Annotated in this window: 24 protein-coding genes and 1 riboswitch; of the genes, 18 read left to right on the plus strand and 6 right to left on the minus strand. The window is 33.6% G+C overall.

All coding sequences use genetic code 11. The features are described 5' to 3' along the window. The first annotated feature begins 139 nt into the window (after positions 1-139). Positions 140-332, plus strand: a riboswitch (cobalamin riboswitch). Between the two features lie 102 nt (positions 333-434). Beyond that, on the plus strand, positions 435-2,330 hold the full coding sequence (locus ACIQ0D_RS02005) for a TonB-dependent receptor plug domain-containing protein (protein WP_395802605.1): 1,896 nt from the start codon (positions 435-437) through the stop codon (positions 2,328-2,330). Between the two features lie 203 nt (positions 2,331-2,533). On the opposite strand, the gene ACIQ0D_RS02010 is transcribed toward ACIQ0D_RS02005, so the two are convergent. The 3 genes from ACIQ0D_RS02010 to ACIQ0D_RS02020 form a co-directional block, all read right to left on the minus strand. Then, a complete protein-coding gene (locus ACIQ0D_RS02010; RefSeq protein ID WP_395802607.1) occupies positions 2,534-3,061 on the minus strand; it encodes a DUF6580 family putative transport protein in 528 nt (175 codons plus the stop codon). Positions 3,062-3,325: 264 nt separating this feature from the next. Then, positions 3,326-3,577 (minus strand): hypothetical protein, encoded by a 252-nt coding sequence (locus tag ACIQ0D_RS02015; RefSeq protein ID WP_395802609.1) that lies wholly within the window; start codon positions 3,575-3,577, stop codon positions 3,326-3,328. A 10-nt stretch (positions 3,578-3,587) separates the two neighbouring features. Continuing rightward, on the minus strand, positions 3,588-4,295 hold the full coding sequence (locus ACIQ0D_RS02020; protein ID WP_395802611.1) for a DUF3291 domain-containing protein: 708 nt from the start codon (positions 4,293-4,295) through the stop codon (positions 3,588-3,590). A gap of 197 nt (positions 4,296-4,492) precedes the next feature. On the opposite strand from ACIQ0D_RS02020, the gene ACIQ0D_RS02025 reads away from it, so the two are divergent. The 4 genes from ACIQ0D_RS02025 to ACIQ0D_RS02040 all read left to right on the plus strand — a co-directional run bounded on the left by ACIQ0D_RS02025 (position 4,493) and on the right by ACIQ0D_RS02040 (position 6,993). After that, positions 4,493-4,966, plus strand: a complete 474-nt coding sequence (locus ACIQ0D_RS02025) for a GAF domain-containing protein (protein ID WP_395802613.1) — start codon at positions 4,493-4,495, stop codon at positions 4,964-4,966. Positions 4,967-5,022: 56 nt separating this feature from the next. Continuing rightward, a complete protein-coding gene (locus tag ACIQ0D_RS02030; RefSeq protein WP_395802615.1) occupies positions 5,023-5,817 on the plus strand; it encodes a hypothetical protein in 795 nt (264 codons plus the stop codon). A gap of 76 nt (positions 5,818-5,893) precedes the next feature. Next, positions 5,894-6,733: a histone deacetylase gene (locus ACIQ0D_RS02035; protein ID WP_395802668.1), complete on the plus strand. Its 840-nt coding sequence runs from the start codon at positions 5,894-5,896 to the stop codon at positions 6,731-6,733. A gap of 68 nt (positions 6,734-6,801) precedes the next feature. Continuing rightward, a complete protein-coding gene (locus ACIQ0D_RS02040; RefSeq protein ID WP_395802617.1) occupies positions 6,802-6,993 on the plus strand; it encodes a hypothetical protein in 192 nt (63 codons plus the stop codon). Here the strand turns inward: ACIQ0D_RS02040 and ACIQ0D_RS02045 are convergent. Genes ACIQ0D_RS02045 through ACIQ0D_RS02055 form a run of 3 tightly spaced genes read right to left on the minus strand, consistent with a single transcriptional unit; the run spans position 6,959 to position 9,490 of the window. Beyond that, a complete protein-coding gene (locus tag ACIQ0D_RS02045) occupies positions 6,959-8,326 on the minus strand; it encodes an MATE family efflux transporter (protein ID WP_395802619.1) in 1,368 nt (455 codons plus the stop codon). The genes ACIQ0D_RS02040 and ACIQ0D_RS02045 overlap by 35 nt on opposite strands. Positions 8,327-8,376: 50 nt before the next feature. Further along, positions 8,377-9,000, minus strand: coding sequence for an RNA-binding domain-containing protein (locus tag ACIQ0D_RS02050; protein WP_395802621.1), 624 nt, complete (start codon positions 8,998-9,000; stop codon positions 8,377-8,379). Between the two features lie 4 nt (positions 9,001-9,004). Then, complete coding sequence (locus ACIQ0D_RS02055; RefSeq protein ID WP_395802623.1) at positions 9,005-9,490, minus strand: DUF4442 domain-containing protein; 486 nt, start codon at positions 9,488-9,490, stop codon at positions 9,005-9,007. 125 nt (positions 9,491-9,615) lie between these two features. On the opposite strand from ACIQ0D_RS02055, the gene ACIQ0D_RS02060 reads away from it, so the two are divergent. The 13 genes from ACIQ0D_RS02060 to ACIQ0D_RS02120 all read left to right on the plus strand — a co-directional run bounded on the left by ACIQ0D_RS02060 (position 9,616) and on the right by ACIQ0D_RS02120 (position 23,580). Next, entirely contained in the window at positions 9,616-10,845 is a 1,230-nt protein-coding gene (locus tag ACIQ0D_RS02060) for an MFS transporter (protein WP_395802625.1), read from the plus strand. Between the two features lie 64 nt (positions 10,846-10,909). After that, positions 10,910-11,821: an oxygen-dependent coproporphyrinogen oxidase gene (gene hemF, locus ACIQ0D_RS02065; RefSeq protein ID WP_395802627.1), complete on the plus strand. Its 912-nt coding sequence runs from the start codon at positions 10,910-10,912 to the stop codon at positions 11,819-11,821. A 33-nt stretch (positions 11,822-11,854) separates the two neighbouring features. Next, complete coding sequence (locus tag ACIQ0D_RS02070) at positions 11,855-12,229, plus strand: hypothetical protein (protein ID WP_395802629.1); 375 nt, start codon at positions 11,855-11,857, stop codon at positions 12,227-12,229. 199 nt (positions 12,230-12,428) lie between these two features. Further along, positions 12,429-13,901: a phytoene desaturase family protein gene (locus ACIQ0D_RS02075; RefSeq protein ID WP_395802631.1), complete on the plus strand. Its 1,473-nt coding sequence runs from the start codon at positions 12,429-12,431 to the stop codon at positions 13,899-13,901. A gap of 4 nt (positions 13,902-13,905) precedes the next feature. Continuing rightward, positions 13,906-14,742 (plus strand): phytoene/squalene synthase family protein, encoded by an 837-nt coding sequence (locus ACIQ0D_RS02080; protein WP_395802633.1) that lies wholly within the window; start codon positions 13,906-13,908, stop codon positions 14,740-14,742. Then, a complete protein-coding gene (locus tag ACIQ0D_RS02085; RefSeq protein ID WP_395802635.1) occupies positions 14,739-15,206 on the plus strand; it encodes a hypothetical protein in 468 nt (155 codons plus the stop codon). Before ACIQ0D_RS02080 ends, ACIQ0D_RS02085 begins: the two co-directional genes overlap by 4 nt. Before the next feature lie 4 nt (positions 15,207-15,210). After that, complete coding sequence (gene idi / locus ACIQ0D_RS02090) at positions 15,211-15,753, plus strand: isopentenyl-diphosphate Delta-isomerase (protein WP_395802637.1); 543 nt, start codon at positions 15,211-15,213, stop codon at positions 15,751-15,753. Between the two features lie 4 nt (positions 15,754-15,757). Next, positions 15,758-16,225 (plus strand): hypothetical protein, encoded by a 468-nt coding sequence (locus tag ACIQ0D_RS02095; protein ID WP_395802639.1) that lies wholly within the window; start codon positions 15,758-15,760, stop codon positions 16,223-16,225. A gap of 51 nt (positions 16,226-16,276) precedes the next feature. Beyond that, positions 16,277-17,206: a TIGR01777 family oxidoreductase gene (locus ACIQ0D_RS02100; protein WP_395802641.1), complete on the plus strand. Its 930-nt coding sequence runs from the start codon at positions 16,277-16,279 to the stop codon at positions 17,204-17,206. 21 nt (positions 17,207-17,227) lie between these two features. Further along, the gene (locus ACIQ0D_RS02105) at positions 17,228-18,529 is read left to right on the plus strand and encodes a cryptochrome/photolyase family protein (protein WP_395802643.1); all 1,302 of its coding nucleotides are present in this window, start codon (positions 17,228-17,230) and stop codon (positions 18,527-18,529) included. 197 nt (positions 18,530-18,726) lie between these two features. Next, positions 18,727-21,279: a DNA gyrase subunit A gene (gene gyrA / locus ACIQ0D_RS02110; protein ID WP_395802645.1), complete on the plus strand. Its 2,553-nt coding sequence runs from the start codon at positions 18,727-18,729 to the stop codon at positions 21,277-21,279. A gap of 6 nt (positions 21,280-21,285) precedes the next feature. Continuing rightward, a complete protein-coding gene (locus ACIQ0D_RS02115; protein ID WP_395802647.1) occupies positions 21,286-22,392 on the plus strand; it encodes a tetratricopeptide repeat protein in 1,107 nt (368 codons plus the stop codon). Between the two features lie 6 nt (positions 22,393-22,398). After that, the gene (locus ACIQ0D_RS02120; RefSeq protein WP_395802649.1) at positions 22,399-23,580 is read left to right on the plus strand and encodes a tetratricopeptide repeat protein; all 1,182 of its coding nucleotides are present in this window, start codon (positions 22,399-22,401) and stop codon (positions 23,578-23,580) included. The last annotated feature ends 37 nt before the right edge of the window (positions 23,581-23,617 follow it).

Below are 23,617 nucleotides of genomic sequence, written 5' to 3' on the forward strand. Positions count from 1 at the left end.
ATTTACCGTATTTTGATATAAATTAATTAAAGGTTTAATAATCCCAACAAAACAGTCGTCATTGATTACTCGCAATTTAAATAAAATTAATTATCCCTAAATGTTAATAAAATTCATACTTGTTTTTTTCTGTAAGATTTAAATTTGTAAGGTTAATGGTTCTTGATTTCATAATCAAGATTAAAAGGGAACCAGGTTAGAATCCTGGACAGTCCCGCTGCTGTGTTCTCCAACAACGCTTATCCATTTTACGCCACTGTACAATAATCGGTATGGGAAGGTAGGATAAGCGGGAGTTAGTCAGAAGACCTGCCTTAGCAAAATAATTCATAGCTTTCGGGGATTGAAGCTTGGAGAAGATCGTGCTATAGAACGGTTTATTTCTAGTATTCCTTCATTATCTGTTTGCTGTGGGACAAAAAACTCACAACAAAATGAAAACAAAAAAACTTTACATTGCTGTAGGCCTGGGGCTTGCACAATTGACATTGCTGAATGCTAATGTCTGCGCACAAGACAAATCTGTCGCAATTCTCGACGAAGTAGTAGTAACTGCTAGTCGGACACCTAAAAAAATCTCTGAAATTGGAAAAGTTGTTCGAGTCATTTCCTCCGAAACGCTCAGTAGGAGTCAGGGGAGAACCCTCCACGAGGTTTTGAACAATGTAGCTGGTATTACTATTGGTGGAAATGGTGCTAACCCTGCCGATGTTAAGGCGGTTTACATGCGTGGGGCTAGCGCAGCAAATACCTTGATTTTAATTGATGGTATCCCTGTAAATGATGCCTCCGAAATTTCTGGAGAATATAATATTTCGGCTATTTCAGTTGATTTAATTGAGCGTATTGAAATCCTTAAAGGAGGAAATTCTACTCTATACGGATCAGATGCAGTAGCTGGTGTAATAAATATCATCACTAAAAAGGGTTCTGGTAAATTATCTGCTAATGTATTGGCCACTGCAGGATCCTATGATACTTATAAGCAAGTTTTAGGTCTTCAAGGGGAAATAAAAAATACAAGTATTGCATTTAATGCAAGCAATACTGATTCTGAAAATTTCTCTTCAGCAAAGCCCGCATCAGCTATGAACAATTTTGATAAGGACGGATTTCATCAAAAATCGTTAAACTTAAATTTAGGCCAGAAAATAAGTAATCGATTCAGTCTCAGAGCTAATTTTCAGGCGAATAATAATGTAGCCGATTTAGATAATGGTGCTTTTGATGATGCCTTAGATTATACATACGGTAAATCTTCATTTTTAGCTGGAATAGGAGGGCGCTTGATACTTAATAAAGGACTAATTAACATCAATCTTAGTCAGAATAACATTAATAATCAATATAATTACCAAGGCTCAATAACCAATAATTATGGGAATATTGCTCATTTGGAAGCCAATTTGAACTATAAATTTAATAGCTTTTTGGATCTTGCTAGCGGTGTTTCCTATAGAAAGCTGAGAACTGAGCAGAATAACCCATATAGTGCAAAATTAAATGCGGAAAATCAGATGGCTAGTGCTTTTACTTCTTTGTTTTTTAGAACAAATACAGGTTTTCAGGCTGAGCTCGGTGGTAGAATTAATGAGCATAGTGAATATGGGAATAATTTCACTTATACCTTAAATCCTTCCTATTTATTCGCGGATCGTTATAAAGTATTTGTGAATTTATCATCAGCTTATCGGGTTCCATCTTTGTATCAATTATTCTCCGATTATGGAAATATTGCCTTGGAACCTGAAACAACCACAAGCTTTGAAGCAGGGTTTGATTTAAACTTCTCACAGAAACTTAACCTCTCACTTTCATATTTCAATAGGGATATAGAAAATGTGATTGATTTTGGGCAGATAGCCAGCAATAGGTTTGGATATATCAATCAGAATAGGCAAAAAGATAATGGTTTTGAGCTTGAATTGGGATATAAGCCAATTTCAATATTAAGCTTGAATGCTTTCTATGCCTATGTTGATGGAAATCTTGAAACACCTGCTAAAACAGAATTTAATTTATTCCGTCGACCGAAAAATTCGTATGGATTGAATGCGGCAGTAGATTTAAGTAAGAAAATCAGTATGAATCTGATTTATAAAAGAACAGGTGAACGCTTGGACAGATATTATGATGGCGCAAGCTTTAAAACTTTAGAAGCTAATTTAGATGCTTTTAATATGCTTGATGCCTATATTCAATATCAACCAAAGGCTAATTTAACTTTGTTTATAGATGTTAAAAATATGTTGAATGAGGATTATGTTGAATTTTCGGGTTATCAAAGCAAGCGACTTAATTTTAATGCTGGATTTAGACTAGGACTTTAATATTATTGGCTAATTGAAGGAAGCGGTGGATTTAATCTACCGCTTTTTTTATTTTAAGACTATTTAATGATTTTTTTTTCTGAATTAAAATCAACTATAGAGTTCATGCGATTGTTGGGCAGAGCCTCTTAAAATTAATATTTATGGCATAAAAAAACCTGATTGAATATTCAACCAGGTTTAATGAAAAATATCGTTTTAATTTATTTAGCCAATGCAGGGTATTTTTTGGCTAAAAGATAAAAGCTACTGAATAATACTGCAGAGAAAACTAGGTTTCCAATTAACATATTTCTAAAAAATGGTAATGCTGCTGTATATGAAGTTAATATTCCAGAAACATTATGTGGATACATTGTTACTGGATAAAAGAATGCAAAATTTGTAATCAAATAAAAGACACTTGCACTGATAAAAGAAGCAAGTACAACATTGCTAACACTAATCTTATTTCTCATTAGGAATCCACATGATACCATCGCCGTAAAACCGCTATATACTAAAAGACTAAAACCATTGCCGATAAATATATCAGAAATTGCCATTGCTGCTAGAGGCATTATGAACGCTAGACTTCTGTTGTTGAATTGAGCACCAGCAAAAATTGCAAGAGCACCAATAGCTGTGAAGTTCCACACATGGGGAATTAGATAGGGTAGAGCGCGAGTGGATGCCGCAGCAAGCACTAAAAGACTTAAAACGATAAATCGAGGTGTTAGGATATCTTTCATGTTTCAAAAATATAAAAAATTATCAATGCTTTTAGTTTCTTCTAAAATATCTAAAAAAGATTACACTTCTCATATATTTGGCCATTTATTGTAACCAAATAAAATTCTGATAACTTATTTAACATATTAATTATCAAGTATTTGCTTGTTTTATATTAACTAAAAGTTTACGTAAGATAATTATTGTGCAATAATTACTCGATTTTAAACCAAATAAAATTTTGTTAATGGTATTAATTAATTGATAATCAGTTATTTATTATTTTATAATTCTTCATATTCTTTGTATGCACTATTAAAATCGGCTCTCATCTCATTAAAACGACTTGATGCCTTTTTTAAAAAATCATCATTTAAAATCTTAAAAACTCCATCCACTCCATCGGACACATCGAGCTCAGATATTTTATAAACTTGTTCAAAAATTCCTTTTTCAAGTTTGATTACATATTTCTGGTTCATTGAAAAAATAGTAATCTTACACTCTGGATGGGGTAGTTCTGCTATTACTCTCATGTGCTATTAATTAAAAATTTTCATTGATTTTGCTGAGTGGATCGATACCGTTTAGCTTACCGCTATTAGATATTATTTTAAATCGAGCAAATAGTTCTTCACTGTACCAATCCTCTTTTCTTGTTTTTCTAATTACGTCAGCATGTTCCTTAGAGCCATATGCAAATGCTTTCATTTTTTCCATGCTTTCCCAAATAGATAGGGTAGCTTGTCTGATAAATGGAGCTTCACCAATTCCAACGGAATGCAAGTATCCATCTGCTTTTGACATAATTTGAGCAACCGGATCTACATGAGTCCAGAATCTTTTAAGTTTGCTAAATCGTATAGTTGCTCTCGTTAAAACAGCTACTTGTCCTTTGTGTTCCTTATCATATTCATCCATCTTAAACGGGTCTGAACCATCCCATTCACCATGACTTGCTAGAGGTACGCTTAAGATAGTCCATTCTTCAAATGCAAAGCTTTTCCACCACCAAGCAATAAATGAATTAGATTTAAATTTTTTAAAATCATTCTCCGACTCCCAAACAGCCATTAACGACCATTGCTGCCAATCGGGTTGCAAGTCGAATGTTCCATTTTTACCGCATCCCATCAATTTCCAAAAGCTACACTTTCTGTTCAACCATAGGGGGAATCGGTGAATAGCCATAGCGAAAAATGCTAATGGAATAAATAAACGGCGATAACGTACTACACTAAAAGATACAATCATTATGCTTAAAATTTTCTTTTACAGGACTCAAAGGTAATTCATCCAAATGTTTTCTTTAGGTCATTTCTTTGTTATTCATCAATAAAAGTTTAATTTTTCTATACTTAGTATCATCCTCTATATTGTCGAAACAGCTATTTAATAAATTGAATATTATTTATTTAGGATGATTATCATTTCAATGCTAATTTTGCGCTATGGCTGAAGATTTAAATATTGCAAAAGGGACTAAAGATGAACAGTATAGTTCATTAATTCCACAAATTACCGCATTGCTTTCGGGTGAAAGTGATCAAATTGCCAATATGGCCAATGTATGTGCTGCTCTAAAAGAGCAATTTAACTTCTTTTGGGTAGGATTTTACATGGTTAAAGGTAATGAGTTAGTGTTAGGTCCTTTTCAAGGCCCAGTAGCTTGTACACGTATCCAAAGGGCTAAAGGGGTTTGTGGTGCTTCTTGGGAGAGGTCTGAAACGCTAATTGTACCTGACGTAGAAGCTTTTCCTGGTCATATTGCATGTAGCTCAGCATCTAAATCGGAAATTGTAATTCCTATCATTAGAAACGGATTTGTAATAGGTGTTTTAGATGTAGATAGTGATGAACTCAATAGTTTTGATGAAACAGATGCGATTTACTTATCTCAAATCCTGGATCTAATCTTGTTTTAAGCCTAGAAATCGATTCTGCAATTTGGATATTTCTTTAATTTTTTGTATATTATACTATGAAAACCAAAACTTTAGCAATATTTAACTTATTAGCTTTTGCATTTCATTTGACCTTTACTGCATTGGTCCAAATGGGGAAGCTTTCAAAAATGGATATGGCGCAGACTTCTGCAAAATATGATACTGTTTTTGCGCCAGCGGGCTTAACATTTTCTATTTGGGGAATTATTTATTTGGCACTTATAGCCTTTTCAATTTATCATCTTTATGCAGCTTTTTTTAAGGCGAATAATGATTATACTAATTTGATTACCAATAGTTTAGGAGTTTTATTTATAGTAAACAATCTGGCTACCGCTTTTTGGCTATTAGCATGGTTAAATGAAGAGCTTTTTATTTCTGTTATTTTAATGCTAATCCAGTTAGTCTCTTTAATTCTAATTCATATCCGAATAAATGCCCCGAATAAAAGTCCCAAATTTTCATCCCAATTATTCACGCACTTCCCATTAAGCATCTATTTCGGATGGATATCAATCGCTACTATTGCCAATATAAGCGCCTTTTTAAAATCCATAAATTGGACAGGTGGCATTTCTGAGAGTTTATGGGTTATTATTTTGATTGCAATAGCAGCTTTAATAACCATATTTATGGTTTTAATTCGAAAGAATATTCCATTTGGTTTGGTAGTTTTATGGGCCTTATATGGCATTGTACTCAAGCGCCAACAAGTAAGTGCAATTGAATTTGAATCAGTCATACAAGCATCTTTTTCCGCATTTCTAGTTATATTTATTGCATTGATCATTCAACTATCTAAAGTGATTAAGCCTGCAAAAGAGTTTTAAATTTTAGCTTTAAGATTTGTACATCGCTTTTGATTCTATTTATATTCATCCTCTTCCTTTAGAGCATCGCTTTCCTATGCTTAAATATGAGCTGATTCCTGAGCAGCTTATTTATGAGGGACTAATTACAAAAGAGAATCTTTTTTCTCCAGAAATACTTTCTGAAGATGTAGTGCTTCTAAGTCATGAAAAAGCCTATTGGGAACGTTTAAGAGACCTTAAATTAAGTCCCGCAGAAATTAGACGTTCTGGCTTCCCGCTTTCTGCCACGCTACTGGAGCGTGAATTAAGAATTGCACAAGGAACCATTAATGGCTGTTTAGAAGCATTAAATAGTGGAATTGCTTTTAATATTGCTGGTGGAACACATCATGCCGGTTCCAATTGGGCTGAAGGCTTTTGTTTATTAAATGATCAGGCAATAGCCGCTAACTATTTATTAAATAGGGGATTATCAAAAAAGATTTTAATCATTGATTTAGATGTTCATCAAGGAAATGGTACGGCCGAAATATTTAGACATGAAGAACGCGTGTTTACTTTTTCCATGCATGCAGAAAAGAATTTCCCTTTTCGAAAGGAGCAGTCTGACTTGGATATTGGATTAGATGATGGTGTATCTGATAAAGAGTATCTCGATATATTGAGATACAATTTAGGCAATATCATATTAAATCATCAACCCGATTTTGTTTTTTACTTATCGGGAGTGGATGTTTTATCAACCGATAAGCTTGGAAAGCTCAATTTATCTTTAAATGGTTGTAAAGAAAGAGATGAAATTGTGTTGAAAACATGCAAATTAATGAGTTTACCTGTTCAAGTAAGTATGGGTGGTGGCTATTCCCCGAAGGTTTCGGATATTGTTGAGGCTCACTGTAATACGTACCGTATTGCGCATAATCTTTATTTTTAGAATATTCACCGATGTCGATTTTTGGCTTAAAATGCTGATTTTCAATAAATTTAGTGTAAATTTGCATTATGGAAAAGCAACATTTTACGCGTTACAGATTTATTGATACCCGTACAGGTGATTTGATCAGATACATGAATATCAACGATCGCTTGGAAGATCATGTTGATAGATTGAAGAAAATGCAGTCACAAATCTTCAATGAGATTAAAATCCCTGTTTCTGCTATAATTTATGAGCTAGCCGAACCAGCTTCTTAGAAAAATAATGGAATCTGGCAAAGAGTAATGCTGCCGAAACTAGTAATCCCAGTGTTAATCCGTACCAGATTCCATTTGCTCCCATTTCTAAATAAATTCCTAAGAAATAACCCACGGGAATTCCGATAATCCAATAGGCCACAAATGTGATAAAGGTTGGTATATTTACATCGCCCAAGCCTCTCAAGATTCCCAATCCCACAACCTGTGTTCCATCAAATAATTGAAATAATCCTGCTATAATAAGTAATTGAGCAGCTATGTTTATTACAGCTTTGTCTGAAGTATAGATTAATGGTAGATATTGATTTAAGCCAGCAAATAATAAGGCTGCTATTGCCATAAAAACTAATACAATATGATAACTTGAAATAGCTGATAGGCGTAGGTTCATATAATCCTCTTTCCCGAAATTATTTCCAGTTTTAATGGTTGCTGCTGCAGAAATACCACCAGCCATCATATAAGTCATAGATGCTAGATTTATAGCAACCTGATGTGCCGCTTGATCCACCGCTCCAATTGTACCAATCAATACTGCTGCACCACTAAATGCGCTAACCTCAAAGGTATATTGCATTGCAACTGGGGTTCCAATACGAAGAATATTTAAAGAACGAATCTTGCTTATTGATCTTAATGCAAAAGATTTTAAGTAAATCCGGAAATGTTTTGATTTGATAACATAAATAGCCATTACAATAGCCATAATTGATCTATCTATTAGAGTACTCCATCCAACACCACTAACACCCATGGGGTCAAATCCGAATAGACCTTTTACAAAAATAATTCCTAAGCAAACATTTAATGCATTCCCCCAAAGGGATATCATCATGGCTTGTTTGGTAAATCCCAAGCCCTCTGCAAATTGCTTAAAAGTCATAAATACCATTAAGGGGATAATAGAAAAGCCTAATAATCCTAAATATGGCTTCGCTTGTGCGACTACTTCTGGCGATTGTCCTAAATTATCAATGACTAATAAAGAACCATAATAGATTAAAACAAACAATAACACACCTGAAATGATATTAATTAATAGGCTGTTGGCTAAAAGACGACCACACTCTTTGTAATTTTTCTTTCCACTTTCTTGCGCAATTAATGGCGTTAGTCCGTAGGAAAGTCCGATACCAACCATCAAAATAACAATGAAAATGCTATTTACAAGCGACACTGCTGCGAGGGGGATTGTTCCAGCAAAGTGACCTATAATAATACTATCGGCTGTATGAACTAGCGTATGTCCCAATTGTGAAATAACAACAGGTATAGCTAATGTCAAATTGCTTTTGTAGTGAGACTTATATTTTGTGTAAATGCGTTTCAATTATTTTGCTTTTGGAATTGATACAAAGGTGTCATTTTATTAGACAAATATTAGGAGTCTGTGAAATATTCTTCTTTTTCGCTTGTATGCACCTTTATTACACCCGATAAAACTAAATTAACAAGTATTTTATGGGTTGTTCTTCGTGATAGATTTAATAATTGACTAAACTCGCGACTAGTTATTCTATCATTCATTTCCAAATATTCAAGTAATGCTTTTTCCTTGGAAGAATATTCTAAAAATACACCATGTTCATTATTTCCTCGCTTTAACACATCTACAACAATTTTACTTGCCAGGATGCTCTTATCTTTCACACGAATATAAACCCACCATTTTTTATCCTCACCCATAGCATAATGAGGTTTTGATGTACTTTCCTTAATTTCAACAACAAGAACAAGCTTATCATCTACATAAATTTCCTCAAAAATTGGTTCAAGGGAAGGTTTACAGAATAAATTTGCCGCTTGATTTAGCATATACCTATCTTCTTCCTCTGATTTTAGTCCGCTAATCGTTCCATCATCAGATACACCAACTAACAAACGCCCCCCCTTATTATTAGCAAAGGAAACCATGGTTTTAGCTATTTTTTCACAGTTAGTGATCCTTTTTTTGAAATCCAAGCATTGACCTTCGCCCTCTAAAATTAGTTTTTTGATGTTCATCTGTTTAATAGGCAATGCTTTGTTCTTCGCCTATAAAAAGGTTTCGAACATAAACTTCATTGATCACAGTTACACAAAGTTCACCTTTTGAATTATACATATTGATAGGAAAGGCTTTCACAAATTTACCTACTGTTTTTAAGGTATTTATAGCCTCAGAAATTTCATCATCACTTAGTTTAATGGTAAATTCTAAATCTGTTCTTCCCGGTTTAAGGTAGCTTATACTTGCACTTTTAAGCCAAACACGGCATTTTAACCCATTTCTTTGAAGTATTTGATCAAATAATAAAGCATAAAATGGATCCGAGGCACTAAAAATGGTGCCGCCGAAAATTGACTTATTATAATTTAGATTTAAAAAGCTTTTGAAAATTTTAACCCCTACTCCTGAGAAACCATTGTCAAATTTTTTTACCCAAATTCTTTGAAATAATAGGGGTGGGTAAAATCTCATTCCCCACTTGAGCATATTCTCTGATACTTTCATCTCTGTAAATATCTTAAAATTGCCTTGATAAATAAAATTATCATTTAATAACCCTCATTAGATGAATTAAAGCTTTTTTCTTCTTTTTCAATTTTGTTTGTAGATTGTCGTCTCAAATTTTACAAATGGATCAGATTGCTGCAAATAAAAAAAATGTAAGAATGATAGTCATGGTGGCTGCTTTAGGCTATTTTGTTGATATATATGACCTCATTCTTTTTTCTGTAATTCGTATAAAAAGTTTAAAGGGCTTGGGTGTCCCCGACAGTGATTTACTAGATGTGGGTGCGATGTTAATTAACAGCCAAATGATGGGAATGCTTATTGGAGGTATTCTATGGGGCGTTTTGGGGGATAAAAAAGGTAGAATAAGTGTTCTTTTTGGTTCTATTTTACTTTATTCAGTCGCTAATTTGGCTAATGGATTCGTAACATCTGTACCAGCTTATGCGGTAATACGTTTTATTGCTGGTATAGGACTAGCAGGAGAACTTGGAGCAGGAATTACCTTGGTTACAGAAACCATGAGTAAAGAAAATCGTGGTTATGGTACTATGATTGTAGCTGGTGTAGGATTGATGGGAGCAGTTGCAGCAGCAATTATTGGAGAGCATTTTACATGGGAGACTTCATATATTATTGGTGGAGTAATGGGGTTAATGTTATTAGCAATGCGGGTGAGTCTGGTAGAATCAGGTATGTTTAAAAACTTGCAAAATGATGGTGTAAGTCGTGGTAATATATTTATGCTCTTTACTGATGCCAAAAGATTTAAAAAATATTTAAGCTGCATCTTAATTGGTATTCCGCTTTGGTTTGTTGTTGGTGTTTTAGTTACTTTTTCACCTGAATTTGGAAAAGAATTAAATGCTGTTGATCCACTATCGGCTGGAACAGGTATTATGTACTGTTATATAGGCATCGCTCTGGGGGATGTTGTGGCCGGTTTTTTAAGTCAGATGTGGCGTTCCAGAAAAAAAGTAATGTTAATTTTCTTACTTTTAACAGGGGTGAGTATTGTTGTTTTTCTGAATGCTGAAGGGATGAATTCGCAGCAATTTATTTGGCTTACTTTATTTCTAGGCTTTGCTTCTGGTTATTGGGCAACCTTTGTTACTATTGCTTCAGAGCAATTCGGGACTAATTTAAGGGCTACTGTTACAACTACCGTACCCAATTTCGTACGTGGCTCTCTTGTTCTTGCTACCCTATCATTTACAACTTTAAAAGGTAGTATGGGCATTATTAATAGTGCTTTATTGGTAGGATTTGTATCCTTGATTATTGCTCTTATTGCTTTATCTCAACTGAAAGAAACTTTTGGTAAGGATTTGGACTATCTAGAGATCAGTTAATCATTTAAATGTGATTTCTGTGATTTTCTTTTTTCATATTGTTTAAAAACCTCACTTTTGAGCCATGATTACCAAGGAGCAGATAGCTGAACAATATCAGTTAATTCAGGATGAAATATGTGCCGGCTTAGAAATTGCCGATGGAGGAGCCCAATTTGTTGAAGAACTTTGGGAAAGAGATGGTGGAGGTGGAGGAAGAACACGTATTATTCAAAATGGTAATGTGATTGAAAAGGGAGGAGTGAATTTCTCAGCTGTACATGGAAAACTTCCTGAAGCCATAAAAAAAGCATTTGGTGTTACTGAAGATGATTTTTTTGCCACTGGTGTTTCAATTGTAATTCATCCCAATAACCCCTGGGTTCCTATAATTCACATGAATATTCGCTATTTTGAGATGGCTGGCGACGCAGGTAAGGAAATGTCTTGGTTTGGTGGAGGCATAGATCTTACCCCTCATTATGTGGTTGAGGAAGATGCGCGTTTTTTTCATAAATCGCTTCAAGCTACTTGTGATAAATTCCATTCTGAGTTCTATTCGAAATTTAAAAAATGGGCCGACGATTATTTTTTTATTAAGCATCGTGATGAAACAAGAGGTATTGGAGGAATATTTTATGACCGTTTAAACCCTCAATCTACGGGACTTGAATGGAAAGATATTTTTGAGTTTTCAAAGGCAGTGGGCAGGACTTTTGTGCCTGTTTATTCTGAGTTGATTGCAAGAAATAAAAATAGATCTTTTACAGAAGAACACAAAAATTGGCAATACCAACGTAGAAGTCGCTATGTAGAATTTAACCTAGTATATGATGCTGGAACTAAATTCGGATTAGAAACCAATGGAAGAATTGAATCAATATTGATGAGTCTACCGCCCCAAGCAAATTGGGTTTATGATTTCAAAGCAACATTGGGTTCTGAAGAAGAAAGAACACTTAATCTATTGAAAAAAGGTATAAACTGGTCTCATTAAAAAATTATGAAGCAATCTCTGAGGTTAAATCTCATGATGATAATTCTATTTGTATTATCATCATGCTCTAATAATCCCTTAGAAGGGACCTGGCAATATAACGGGGGATTATATAATGGTAGAGAACAAAAGGCATCTCCCAATTTTAAAATGCAAAGAACATATAGTGAAAAAAGCTACGAAGCCTTCAAAATTGAAGCTTTTATAGAACCCGAATTATACAATTCGGGAATTTATAAAGTACAAGGTGATACTTTGCTTATTACTAGTAAATTTAGTAGTAGACCATCACAAAATACTGATTTAACTATCAGATATAAATTTAAGATTGAAAATAACAAATTAACCATTAATGGGATATTGCCTAATGGAATGGTGGTAGAAGAATACTGGAAGAAAGTAGATTGATATAATTGGTAATTAAACTAACATTAAATTCTTCTTTTAATTAATTGAGGTCAACAATTTTATGGGTTGATTCGATAAAAAATAGGATAAAATGGATGTTAAAACATGTATTTTTAATTATGAAAGTCCTTGTTTAACTCATTTCCATTAGGTTTTTATCAAATTATACACTATATTTATAACATTACACTACCATACAATGTCTAAAATTATTGTCATAGGTTCTGGTTTTTCAGGATTAAGTACTGCAGCATATCTTGCGGCCGCCGGACATGATGTTCATGTTTACGAAAAAAATGAATCGGCTGGCGGGAGAGCACGTCAATTAAAAACAAATGATTATGTTTTTGATATGGGCCCCAGTTGGTACTGGATGCCCGATGTATTTGAAAAATTTTTCGCTGATTTTGGTTATAAAGTTTCCGATTTTTATAAATTAAAGCTTCTAGATCCATCATTTGATGTTGTATTTCCGCATGGCGAAACTATGAGTGTGCCAGAGAAATATTCTGATTTAATTAGAATGTTTGAATCTATTGAACCTGGTAGTGGAAACCAGCTTCAAAAATTTATGGACGAAGCTCAGTTTAAATATGAAACAGGCATGAATAGCCTAGTGTATAAGCCAGGCTTATCTTTAATGGAATTTGCTGATTTAGACCTTATTAAAGGTGCATTAAAGCTACAAGTATTTAGTTCATTCAGGAAGCATGTTAGAAGTCATTTTAACAATCCCAAATTGATTTCTTTAATGGAGTTTCCTGTTTTATTCTTGGGAGCTATGCCACAAGATACACCCGCACTTTATAGTTTAATGAATTATGCCGGTCTAAAACTTGGAACTTGGTATCCTGAAGGTGGATTTGGAGAGGTTATCAAAGGAATGATGGAAGTAGCAAAGAGAAATGGTGCTAAATTTCATTTCAATGCTGCTGTTGAGCAAATTCTTGTAGAGGGTAATAAAACTACGGGTATTCTTGTTAATGGTGAAAAAATTGATTGTGATGCACTTATAGCATCAGCTGATTATCACCATGTTGAAAGTAAGTTATTACCTGAGTCTTACCGTAACTACAAAGAATCTTACTGGGATAAGAAGATTTTTGCGCCATCTTCATTGATATTTTATGTGGGTCTTAAGACTAAAATTAAATATCTTCAACATCATACTTTATTTTTTGATGAGGATTTAGAATTACATTCAGTAGAAATATATAAAGATCCAAAATGGCCGGCAAAACCCTTATTTTATGTTTGTTGTCCATCTCAATCAGATGATTCTGTAGCATCTGAAGGGCATGAAAATCTATTTTTCTTGATGCCTTTAGCACCTGGATTAGAAGACACGGAGGAATTGCGTGAAAAATATTTTAAAGTTATGATGGAGCGTTTAGAAAAGCATATCCATCAGGACATATCTGAGTATATTGATTATAAAAAATCATTTTGTGTTAAAGATTTTGTGTCTGATTATAACTCTTACAAGGGCAATGCCTACGGTTTAGCAAATACCTTGTTGCAAACAGCAATCTTAAAACCGAGCATTAGAAACAAGAAGATTAGAAACATGTTTTATACAGGACAGTTAACTGTACCCGGACCAGGTGTTCCTCCTTCCATTATTTCTGGAAAAGTGGCCGCTGGATTGTTATTAAAAGAACTTAAATCGTAAAGAAATGAAATTATTATACGATAATCTTTCGGTGGAAGTTAGTAAAATGACTACTCGTGCTTATAGTACTAGCTTTTCAATGGGTATTTATTTTTTAGATAATAGTTTACGCGATGCCGTTTATTCAATTTATGGTTTTGTGAGATTAGCTGATGAAATAGTTGATAGTTTTGAGGGTTTCGACAAAAAACATTTATTGTTTAAATTTAAAGAAGAAACATTTACTGCTATTGATAGTCATATTTCTTTAAATCCAATTTTAAATTCATTCCAACAAGCTGTACACAAATATAATATTGGTATAGAGCTGATTGAAACATTTATGTATAGCATGGAAATGGATCTTGAAAAAGTAGAATATACACCTGAAAAATATGAGCAATATATTTTAGGATCTGCTGAAGTTGTTGGCCTGATGTGCCTTCACGTTTTTACAGGGGGTAATCAAGCCGAATATGAAAGGATGAAACCTTATGCAATGAAACTTGGCGCCGCCTTTCAAAAAGTTAACTTTTTAAGAGATCTTAAAGATGATTATCAATTGCTCGGAAGAAGTTACTTTCCAAATGTTGATATTTCTGAGTTTACATGTGAGGTAAAAGCAATTATTGAAAAAGAAATTTTAGAAGATTTTGATATAGCTCTTAAAGGTATTAAAATGCTACCTTCTTCATCCAAAGGAGGTGTTTACCTAGCATATGTTTATTATAAAACGCTGTTCAATAAAATTCAAAAACTTCCAGCTAAACGCATTCTTACCGAAAGAATACGAATAAATAATGGTAGAAAATTTGGACTCATGCTTAATTGTATGCTTCAAAGTAAGATGAATAGGGTATGATAAAGTATTTTTTCATTGTTTTATTTTTCATTGGGAGCGCTGCTAAGGCTCAGATTCCTGGAATAAAAGATGTAAGACTAATGCTACATCAAGCCACAAATAATGAAGATGCGTGTAATAAATTGATTAAAATCCTGGTACCTTATAATGAAAATAATAATCCCTTATTGTTCGGATATAGAGGCGGTGCTACCATGATTATGGCTAAACATGCTTTTAATCCATTCAGCAAGTTGTCCTATTTTAAAAAAGGTAAAAATATGCTTGAAAGTGCTATTCAAGCTGACAATAAAAATATAGAACTCCGATTTCTTAGATATACCATTCAAACAAGTGTTCCTGGTTTTTTAAATTATAGTGATGAAAAAAAAACAGATAAACTATTTCTAAGTAAATCAATTCCAGAATTAAATGATCCAGAATTAAAGAAAATAATTAACGCATACCTATTAAAACATCCTTGATTGAATGAATAAACAGTATTTTGATGGACAAGATGAACTTTTAATTTTAGTCGATGAAAATGATAATCAAATAGGAATACAAGACAAGTTATCTGTCCATGTTCAAGGTATTCTACATCGCGCCTTTTCTGTATTTATATTCAATTCTAATAACGAACTACTTCTTCAACAAAGATCTAATATAAAATATCACTCTCCAGGACTCTGGACTAATACCTGCTGTAGTCACCCGCGACCAGGAGAAAGTACTTTGGATGCTTGCAATAGAAGATTAAATGAAGAGATGGGGATGAAGGCCAATTTGCATTATAGCTTTAGTTTTCTCTATAAATTCGAATTTTCAAATGGATTAACTGAGCATGAATTTGATCATGTTTATATTGGTAATACAGATATAGAACCTCAAATGAATCAAGAAGAGGTAAATGATTGGAGATATATTACTTTAAGCGATTTAGAAAAAGAAATAAATCTTTATCCTGATTTATATACCCCTTGGTTGAAAATTTGTATGCCACAACTAAAACAATATTTAACATCTAACTAAACACATGATCTATAACATAAAATCAGAACACCTATTACCAATTACAATTGATCAAGCATGGGATTTCTTTTCATCAGCTAAAAATCTTTCTAAGATTACTCCTCCCGAAATGAGTTTTGTAATTAAAACAGATCTCGCTGATCGTGAGGTTTATGAAGGTTTATTAATTGATTATATAGTTAAGCCTATATTAGGCATCCCATTGCCATGGCGGACCGAAATATACAAGGTAGATAAGCCCAACCTTTTTGCAGATAGACAGCTTAGAGGGCCTTATAAAATGTGGGAACACACACATTTTTTTGAGGCAACTGATAATGGCGTTTTAGTAAAAGATAATGTAAATTATGAACTTCCACTAGGCTTTTTGGGTGATATTGCTCATGTCTTATTTGTTAAAAAGAAAGTAGAAAGTATTTTTAAATATAGAGAACAAGCATTGAATAGATTGTTTCCAAAGCAGGAAATTTAAACTTATATTTGAATAGCATCTTTTAACAAAACATAACCCTTTTTTCATCCTATGCAAACAACTGATCAAAATTCTAAAAACAATATTTTAATTACTGGTGCTAGTGGTTTGATTGGGCCAAAATTGATCAGGATTCTGTTAGAAAAGGGGCATCAAGTTTCGGTGCTTTCTAGAAATCTACATAAAATAAAAGGTGTTAAAGTTTTTAAATGGGATATTGATAATCAGACTATTGATAATCAAGCTTTTAATGGAATAGATACCATTATACATCTTGCAGGAGCGGGTATTGCTGAGGAGCGCTGGACCAAGGCTCGTAAGCAGCTAATTATTGATAGTCGGGTATTGTCTACCAAATTGCTTTACAGTGCAATTGAAGAGACCAAGGCACCTATTAAAACGATTATATCTGCCTCGGCAGTTGGTTTTTATGGTGATCGTGCTGATGAAATTTTAACTGAAGATAGCAGTAACGGAACAGGTTTCTTGGCAGATTGTTGCCAGCAATGGGAAAATGCAGTACAAAAGGGCGAAAAGTTTGGTGTGAGATTAGTTAAATTTAGAATCGGACTTGTACTATCCAAGCAGGGTGGAGCCTTAGCCAAACTTGAAACTCCAGTAAGTTTATTTTTAGGTGCTCCACTAGGTTCAGGAAAACAATGGATGCCTTGGATTCACGTGACAGATTTACTAGCATTATTCGAAAAAGCGATCGAAAATCCTAAATTTGAAGGCACATTCAATGCTTGTAGTCCGATACCAGTAACAAACTTTGAATTCACCAAAATATTAGCTAAAACACTATTTCGTCCAGTTTGGCCTATCAAAGTCCCAGAATTTGTCCTGAAAGCCGTTTTAGGTGAAATGAGCCAGGTTATTTTAATTAGTAATCGTACATCATCCCAAAAACTTCTAAATGCCGGATTTAAGTTTCGTTATGCTGGGCTAGATGAAGCCCTTAAAGAAATTTACTCCCATTAATTTTACTGATTAAAATAATTAATGAAAAAGGAAATTAGTGTCTGCTGGTTTAGAAGAGATTTAAGATTAAGTGATAACCATGCCTTTTTTCAGGCCTTGAGTGGTAAATATCCAGTTTTACCTATTTTTATCTTTGATCCAGATATTCTTGAAAAACTCACTGATAAAGCAGACAAAAGAGTAGCATACATTCATCATTCATTGCTAAAAATGAATGAATTGCTAAATAATCATGGCTCATCAATCTATGTATTTCATGATCAAATTGAGAAAGCTTTTGAAAAATTGACTACTGAATTTGATGTTAAAGAAGTATATGCTAATCATGATTACGAGCCTTATGCATTAAACCGAGATTCAAGAATTTCAAATATTTTATCTTCAAAAAACATCTTATTTAAGACATTTAAAGATCAAGTTATTTTTGAAAAATCGGAAGTGATGAAGTCGGATGGTACCCCTTACACTATTTTTACACCTTATTCCCGTAAATGGAAGGAGAAATTCCAACAAACTCCATTAATCACTTATCCATCCGAAAATCTACTTTCCAGTTTATTGAAAGAGGAAAATAATCCATTTCCATCTTTGCAAGACATTGGATTTGAAGATGTAAAAAATGATTTTCAAAATTTTAATATATCCGAAGAGAGGATAAAAAATTATGAAGAAACGCGAAATTTACCATCTGTAGAAGGCACTACACAAATTAGTGTTCAATTACGATTTGGCACCTTAAGTGTACGTGATTTGGTTAATTTAGGAATTAAATGGAACGAAAAATGGCTAAATGAATTAATTTGGCGTGAGTTTTTTATGATGATTCTCTATCATTTCCCAAATGTTGTCACTGAAAGCTTCAAGAAAAAATACGATAAAATTCAGTGGAGAAATAATGAGATTGAATTCGAAAAGTGGTGCAAAGGTGAAACTGGGTACCCAATTGTAGATGCAGGAATGCGCCAACTAAATGAAACTGGTTTAATGCATAATCGTGTTCGTATGATTACGGCAGGTTTTTTATGTAAACATTTACTTATTGATTGGCGCTGGGGAGAGGCTTATTTCGCTCAAAAACTATTAGATTTTGAGCTATCTTCCAATAATGGAAATTGGCAGTGGGCTGCTGGTAGTGGTTGCGATTCAGCACCCTACTTTAGAATTTTCAATCCAACTGCACAAACTCTTAAGTTTGATCCTAAGCTAACGTATGTTAAAACCTGGATTAAAGGTTTTAGAGTTGATTATCTAAATCCAATAGTTGAACACGAATTCGGACGTAAAAGAGCGTTGGAAGTATATAAAAAAGCGGTTAATGAATAAAATACGGTTTAATGACTATTAAATTGGTTTTTAAGAGCATTTCATGTAATTTATTAGTCTTATTTGTTCCCGATTATTTTTTGAAAGAAACCTTTTTAACGTTGAAATTTATTAACTTCGCACACTATACCAATAATTTATTTTTTGCATAAATCTTGAGTATTCAAGAATTTATTTTTTTACAGAATTGATTAAAAATGGCTGAAGATACAGAAAACGATAATTTAGTACCACAGAACGATCGTATAATTCCAATAAATATTGAAGAGGAAATGAAATCTGCCTACATCGATTATTCGATGTCGGTAATTGTTTCTCGTGCTCTTCCTGATGTGCGTGACGGACTTAAACCCGTGCACAGAAGGGTTTTATACGGAATGTTAGATCTTGGAGTGACAAGTACTAAGCCACACAAGAAATCCGCTCGTATTGTCGGAGATGTATTGGGTAAGTACCATCCACACGGTGATTCTTCAGTTTATTTTGCCATGGTTCGTATGGCTCAGGATTGGAGTTTACGTTATCCAATGGTTGACGGACAAGGAAACTTTGGTTCAATTGATGGTGATTCACCTGCAGCAATGCGTTATACTGAAGCACGTTTAAAGAAAATTGCTGAAGAAATGCTCGCTGATATCAATAAGGAAACTGTTGATTTTCAGTTAAACTTTGATGATACTCTAGAGGAACCAACTGTTTTACCATCTCGTATTCCAAATCTCTTAGTAAATGGAGCATCTGGTATTGCAGTAGGTATGGCTACTAATATGCCTCCTCATAATTTAACTGAGGTTGTAAATGCTACTATCTCTTATATTGAAAATAATGATGTTACTGTCGCAGATTTGATGCAGCATGTAAAAGCTCCCGATTTTCCAACAGGAGGTATAATTTACGGTTACACTGGTGTTCAGGAAGCATTTGAGACTGGTCGCGGTAGAATTGTGATGCGTGCTAAGGCCGAAATAGAGGTCCATAAAGGTGATCGTGAACGAATTATCGTGAATGAAATTCCTTATCAGGTAAATAAAGCGAACATGATTGAGCAGACTGCCGGTCTTGTTAACGATAAAAAAATAGAAGGCATTAGTGAGATTCGTGATGAGTCTGATAGAGATGGTATGCGTATCGTTTATGAAATTAAACGTGATGCTAATGCCTCTGTTGTTCTAAATAACTTATTCAAATACACAGCATTACAAACTTCATTCAGTGTAAATAACATTGCCTTGGTTAATGGTCGCCCGATGATGTTAAATCTAAAGGACCTAATCAGACATTTTGTTGACCATCGCCATGAAGTTGTAGTCCGCAGAACTAAATTTGATCTTTCTGAAGCTGAAAAGAGAGCGCATATCCTTGAAGGATTATTAATCGCTCTTGATCATCTAGATGAAGTAATTAAATTAATTCGTGCTTCTAATAGTCCCGAAGATGCCCGTACAGGCTTAATGGAAAGCTTTAGCTTGTCCGATCTTCAAGCGAGAGCTATCTTGGACATGACTTTGAGACGTTTAACAGGACTTGAGCGTGATAAGATTAAAGAAGAGTATGCGGAGTTAATGAAGACTATTGAGTACTTGAACTTAATCTTAGCTGATGAAGCACTTCGTATGAAAATCATTACAGATGAGCTTATTGAAATAAGAGATCGTTTTGGTGATGAGCGTCGTACTTCTATTACACATTCTGCAGAAGATATGCGTATGGAAGACTTTATTGTGGATGAAGAGGTAGTTATTACCATTTCACATGAAGGTTATATCAAACGCACTCCATTAACTGAGTATCGTAAGCAGGGTAGAGGTGGTAAAGGTTCAATGGGTTCTCAATCAAGAGATAAAGACTTTATTGAGCACATGCTCATTGCAACAAATCACAATTACATGCTCTTCTTTACCGAATCTGGAAAATGTTTCTGGCTGAGGGTGTTTGAAATTCCGGAGGGAACTAGAACAAGTAAAGGACGTGCTATTCAAAACGTGATTAATATCCCTAAAGAGGAAAATATTAAGGCATACATCAAGGTTGTTAATTTGAAGGATCAAGACTACCTTGAAAACAATTTTATTATCATGTGTACTAAAAAGGGTACGATTAAAAAGACCTCTTTAGAAGCATATTCTCGTCCGAGAGCAAATGGTATCAACGCGATCAATATAAATGAAGGCGATCAGCTTTTAGAAGCTTGTATGACTAATGGTCAGAGTGAGATTGTGATGGCATTACGCTCAGGAAGAGCTATTCGCTTTAATGAATCAACTGTTAGACCAATGGGACGTACAGCAACTGGAGTACGTGGAGTAACACTTGCTAGTGATAAGGATGAAGTGGTAGGAATGATTGCAATTAATAATCCAGAGGTAACTGTTTTGGTTGTTTCAGAAAATGGTTATGGTAAACGTACAGATATTGAAGATTATCGCGTTACTAATAGAGGAGGTAAAGGTGTTAAAACCATCAATGTTACCGATAAAACTGGTGAGCTTGTAGCTATTAAGGATGTAACTGATAATGATGATCTTATGATTATCAATAAATCAGGTATCGTAATTAGAATAGGAGTGAGCGACCTTCGTGTAATGGGAAGAGCCACTCAAGGTGTGAGATTAATTACTTTAAAAGGTGATGATTCTATTGCTTCAATAGCTAAAGTTGAGCATGAAGAGGAAGAAGATGAAATCGCTGAAGATGGTACAATTATAGAAGGTACTCCTGAAGCAGAAGATCAGACTCCTGAAACAGAATAATTTTTGATGAATAAGGTATTCATACTTATAATAAGTTGTTTTTTTCTGACCCTTGCTTCGGCAGGGGCTCAGACACTTATTACCAAGGAGGCCATGAATAGTTTCGCTCAATATACTTCTAGTAAAGACATAAAAAAGCTTGAAATTGCAAGGGCAAAGATTGATGAAGCTTATAAAACTAAAGCAGATTCATCGGATTCTAGGCATAATCTAATCAGAGCATTAGTTTATTCAACGCTTGCTCATGTTGATTCAAACCTAAAATATACCTACAAAAAAGACCCCGTAGATGAGGTTTTATTAGCCATGAAGCATGTTTATGGTTCAAAAATTGAGAGAGAAAATCGTGATCGTATTACCTACATTGAAAAACAATTAAAAGAAACCTATCTTTTTCGTGCAAATAAAGCATTGAAAAATCGTAAATCTGAGGAAGCATTCAAATACTTCACCATTCTTGAATCAATTGATAAAACAAATATTTCAATAATTCATAATTTGGCTCTTTTGGCTCAAGAATTAGGTTATTATCAAAAATCTGTAGTTTATTACGAAAAATTGACTCAGATTAGACCTAGACCAGAATATTTTTTAGTCTTGGCAAATTTATACGAGTTAATAAATGATGAATCTAATATTATTCGAGTTTTAAACGCTGGAGCAGATAATTTCCCTGCCAATAGAGATATTGTCTTTAAGCTTTTAAATAGCCTTCAAAATAAGGCTGAGTATGGAGAAATAATAAAACACATAGTTCAAGCACTTAAATTAGATGAAAATAATATCAATTTGAATTATTTGGCTGGTTTTTCGCATGAAATGCTTGGAAATACTACAAAAGCTGAAGGATATTACAAGTCGATTATAGAAATTAATCCTAATAATTTTGATGCTAATTATGCCTTGGGACTTCTTTATTTGAATTTATATTTAAAAGATAAGAAACAAAACAATATTAGATATGTTGCAAAATCTTATCTAACTAAGGCCAATGAAATTAATCCAAATGAAATAAAATCATTAAATTCACTCGCCATATATTATAAACAAAGTGGTGAGACCACCGAATTACAAAAAATTAACAATAGAATCAATCAACTAAAATTAAATTAGAATATCATGAAAATTAAATCTTTCATTTTAGCAGCTGTATTTTCAGCGTCTTCCTTATTAGTATTCGCTCAAAAAGGGGAGCTTGCAAGTGCTAAAAGTAATTATGAGAAATTTGTTTCCTTAAAAGAAGCTAATTCACTAATGCTTGCCTTACCAAATATCAATTCAGCTAAAACAGCAATTGATAAAGCGGTTTTAAACGAAAAAACTTCAATAGATCCAGCATCTTGGACCTACAAAGCCATGATTTATGGTGAATTAGCCTTATTAGACACTGTTCCTGCAACTTCCAAGCCATTGTTTGATGCAGCACTAAGTGCACACAATAAAGCAGTGGAATTAGATAAAGCTGGTGTAAATAAGGCAAATTTAGATAATGTTTTTGATGCCGTGTTTAGTCAATACGAGTTAAACCAAGGAGTAAAGGCTTATCAAGCAAATAATTTTGAAGGAGCTTATAATGCATTTAATAATGCATTAACTTATCGTCCCGGAGATACTACTATTACCTATTATACTGGTCTCTCAGCTATAAATGCAAAAAATTACAAAGCAGGTATCTCTAAATATGAAGACTTAATTAAAACTAATTTTTCTGCCAATAAGTCTATTTATCTTGATTTGGCTAGATTGTATTCTATGGAAGGTGACACAGCTAAAGCTATATCTATTGCATCTGAGGGAGCTATCAAATTTAATGATAGTCAATTAGCAACTATGGAAATTGAGTTTAGTCTAATGTCTGGTAAAGAAAAAGAAGTAATTTCAAAAATAACAGAACAAGCACAAAAAAATCCAACAAATAAAACTTATCCTTATTATTTAGGTATTGCTTACAGTACAATAGGAGACAATCTTAAAGCGGAAGAATCATATACAAAAGCAGTTGAAATTGATCCTGCTTTCGCTGATGCTTATATTAACCTAGGTGGTGTTATTTTAAATATGGGTATTAAGCTATTTAATGATGCTAATCAGCTACCACAGAATAAACAAAAAGAATATGATGAAATGATTAAACAGGCTAATGTTCAATTTGATAGAGCGTTACCATATTTGGAGAAAGCAAATGGTTTAGATCCAAAATCACGTTTAGCACTAGATAATTTAAAAACTTATTATATAGTAAAAAGAAATCAAGCTAAAGTTGATGAGATTAACGCTAAGATTGAAGCGTTACAACAATAAATAATATTTTAATTTAACGGTTAAGCAGGGTATAACG

This window comes from Daejeonella sp. (genome assembly GCF_044342615.1).
In the GTDB taxonomy this organism is placed as follows: domain Bacteria; phylum Bacteroidota; class Bacteroidia; order Sphingobacteriales; family Sphingobacteriaceae; genus Daejeonella.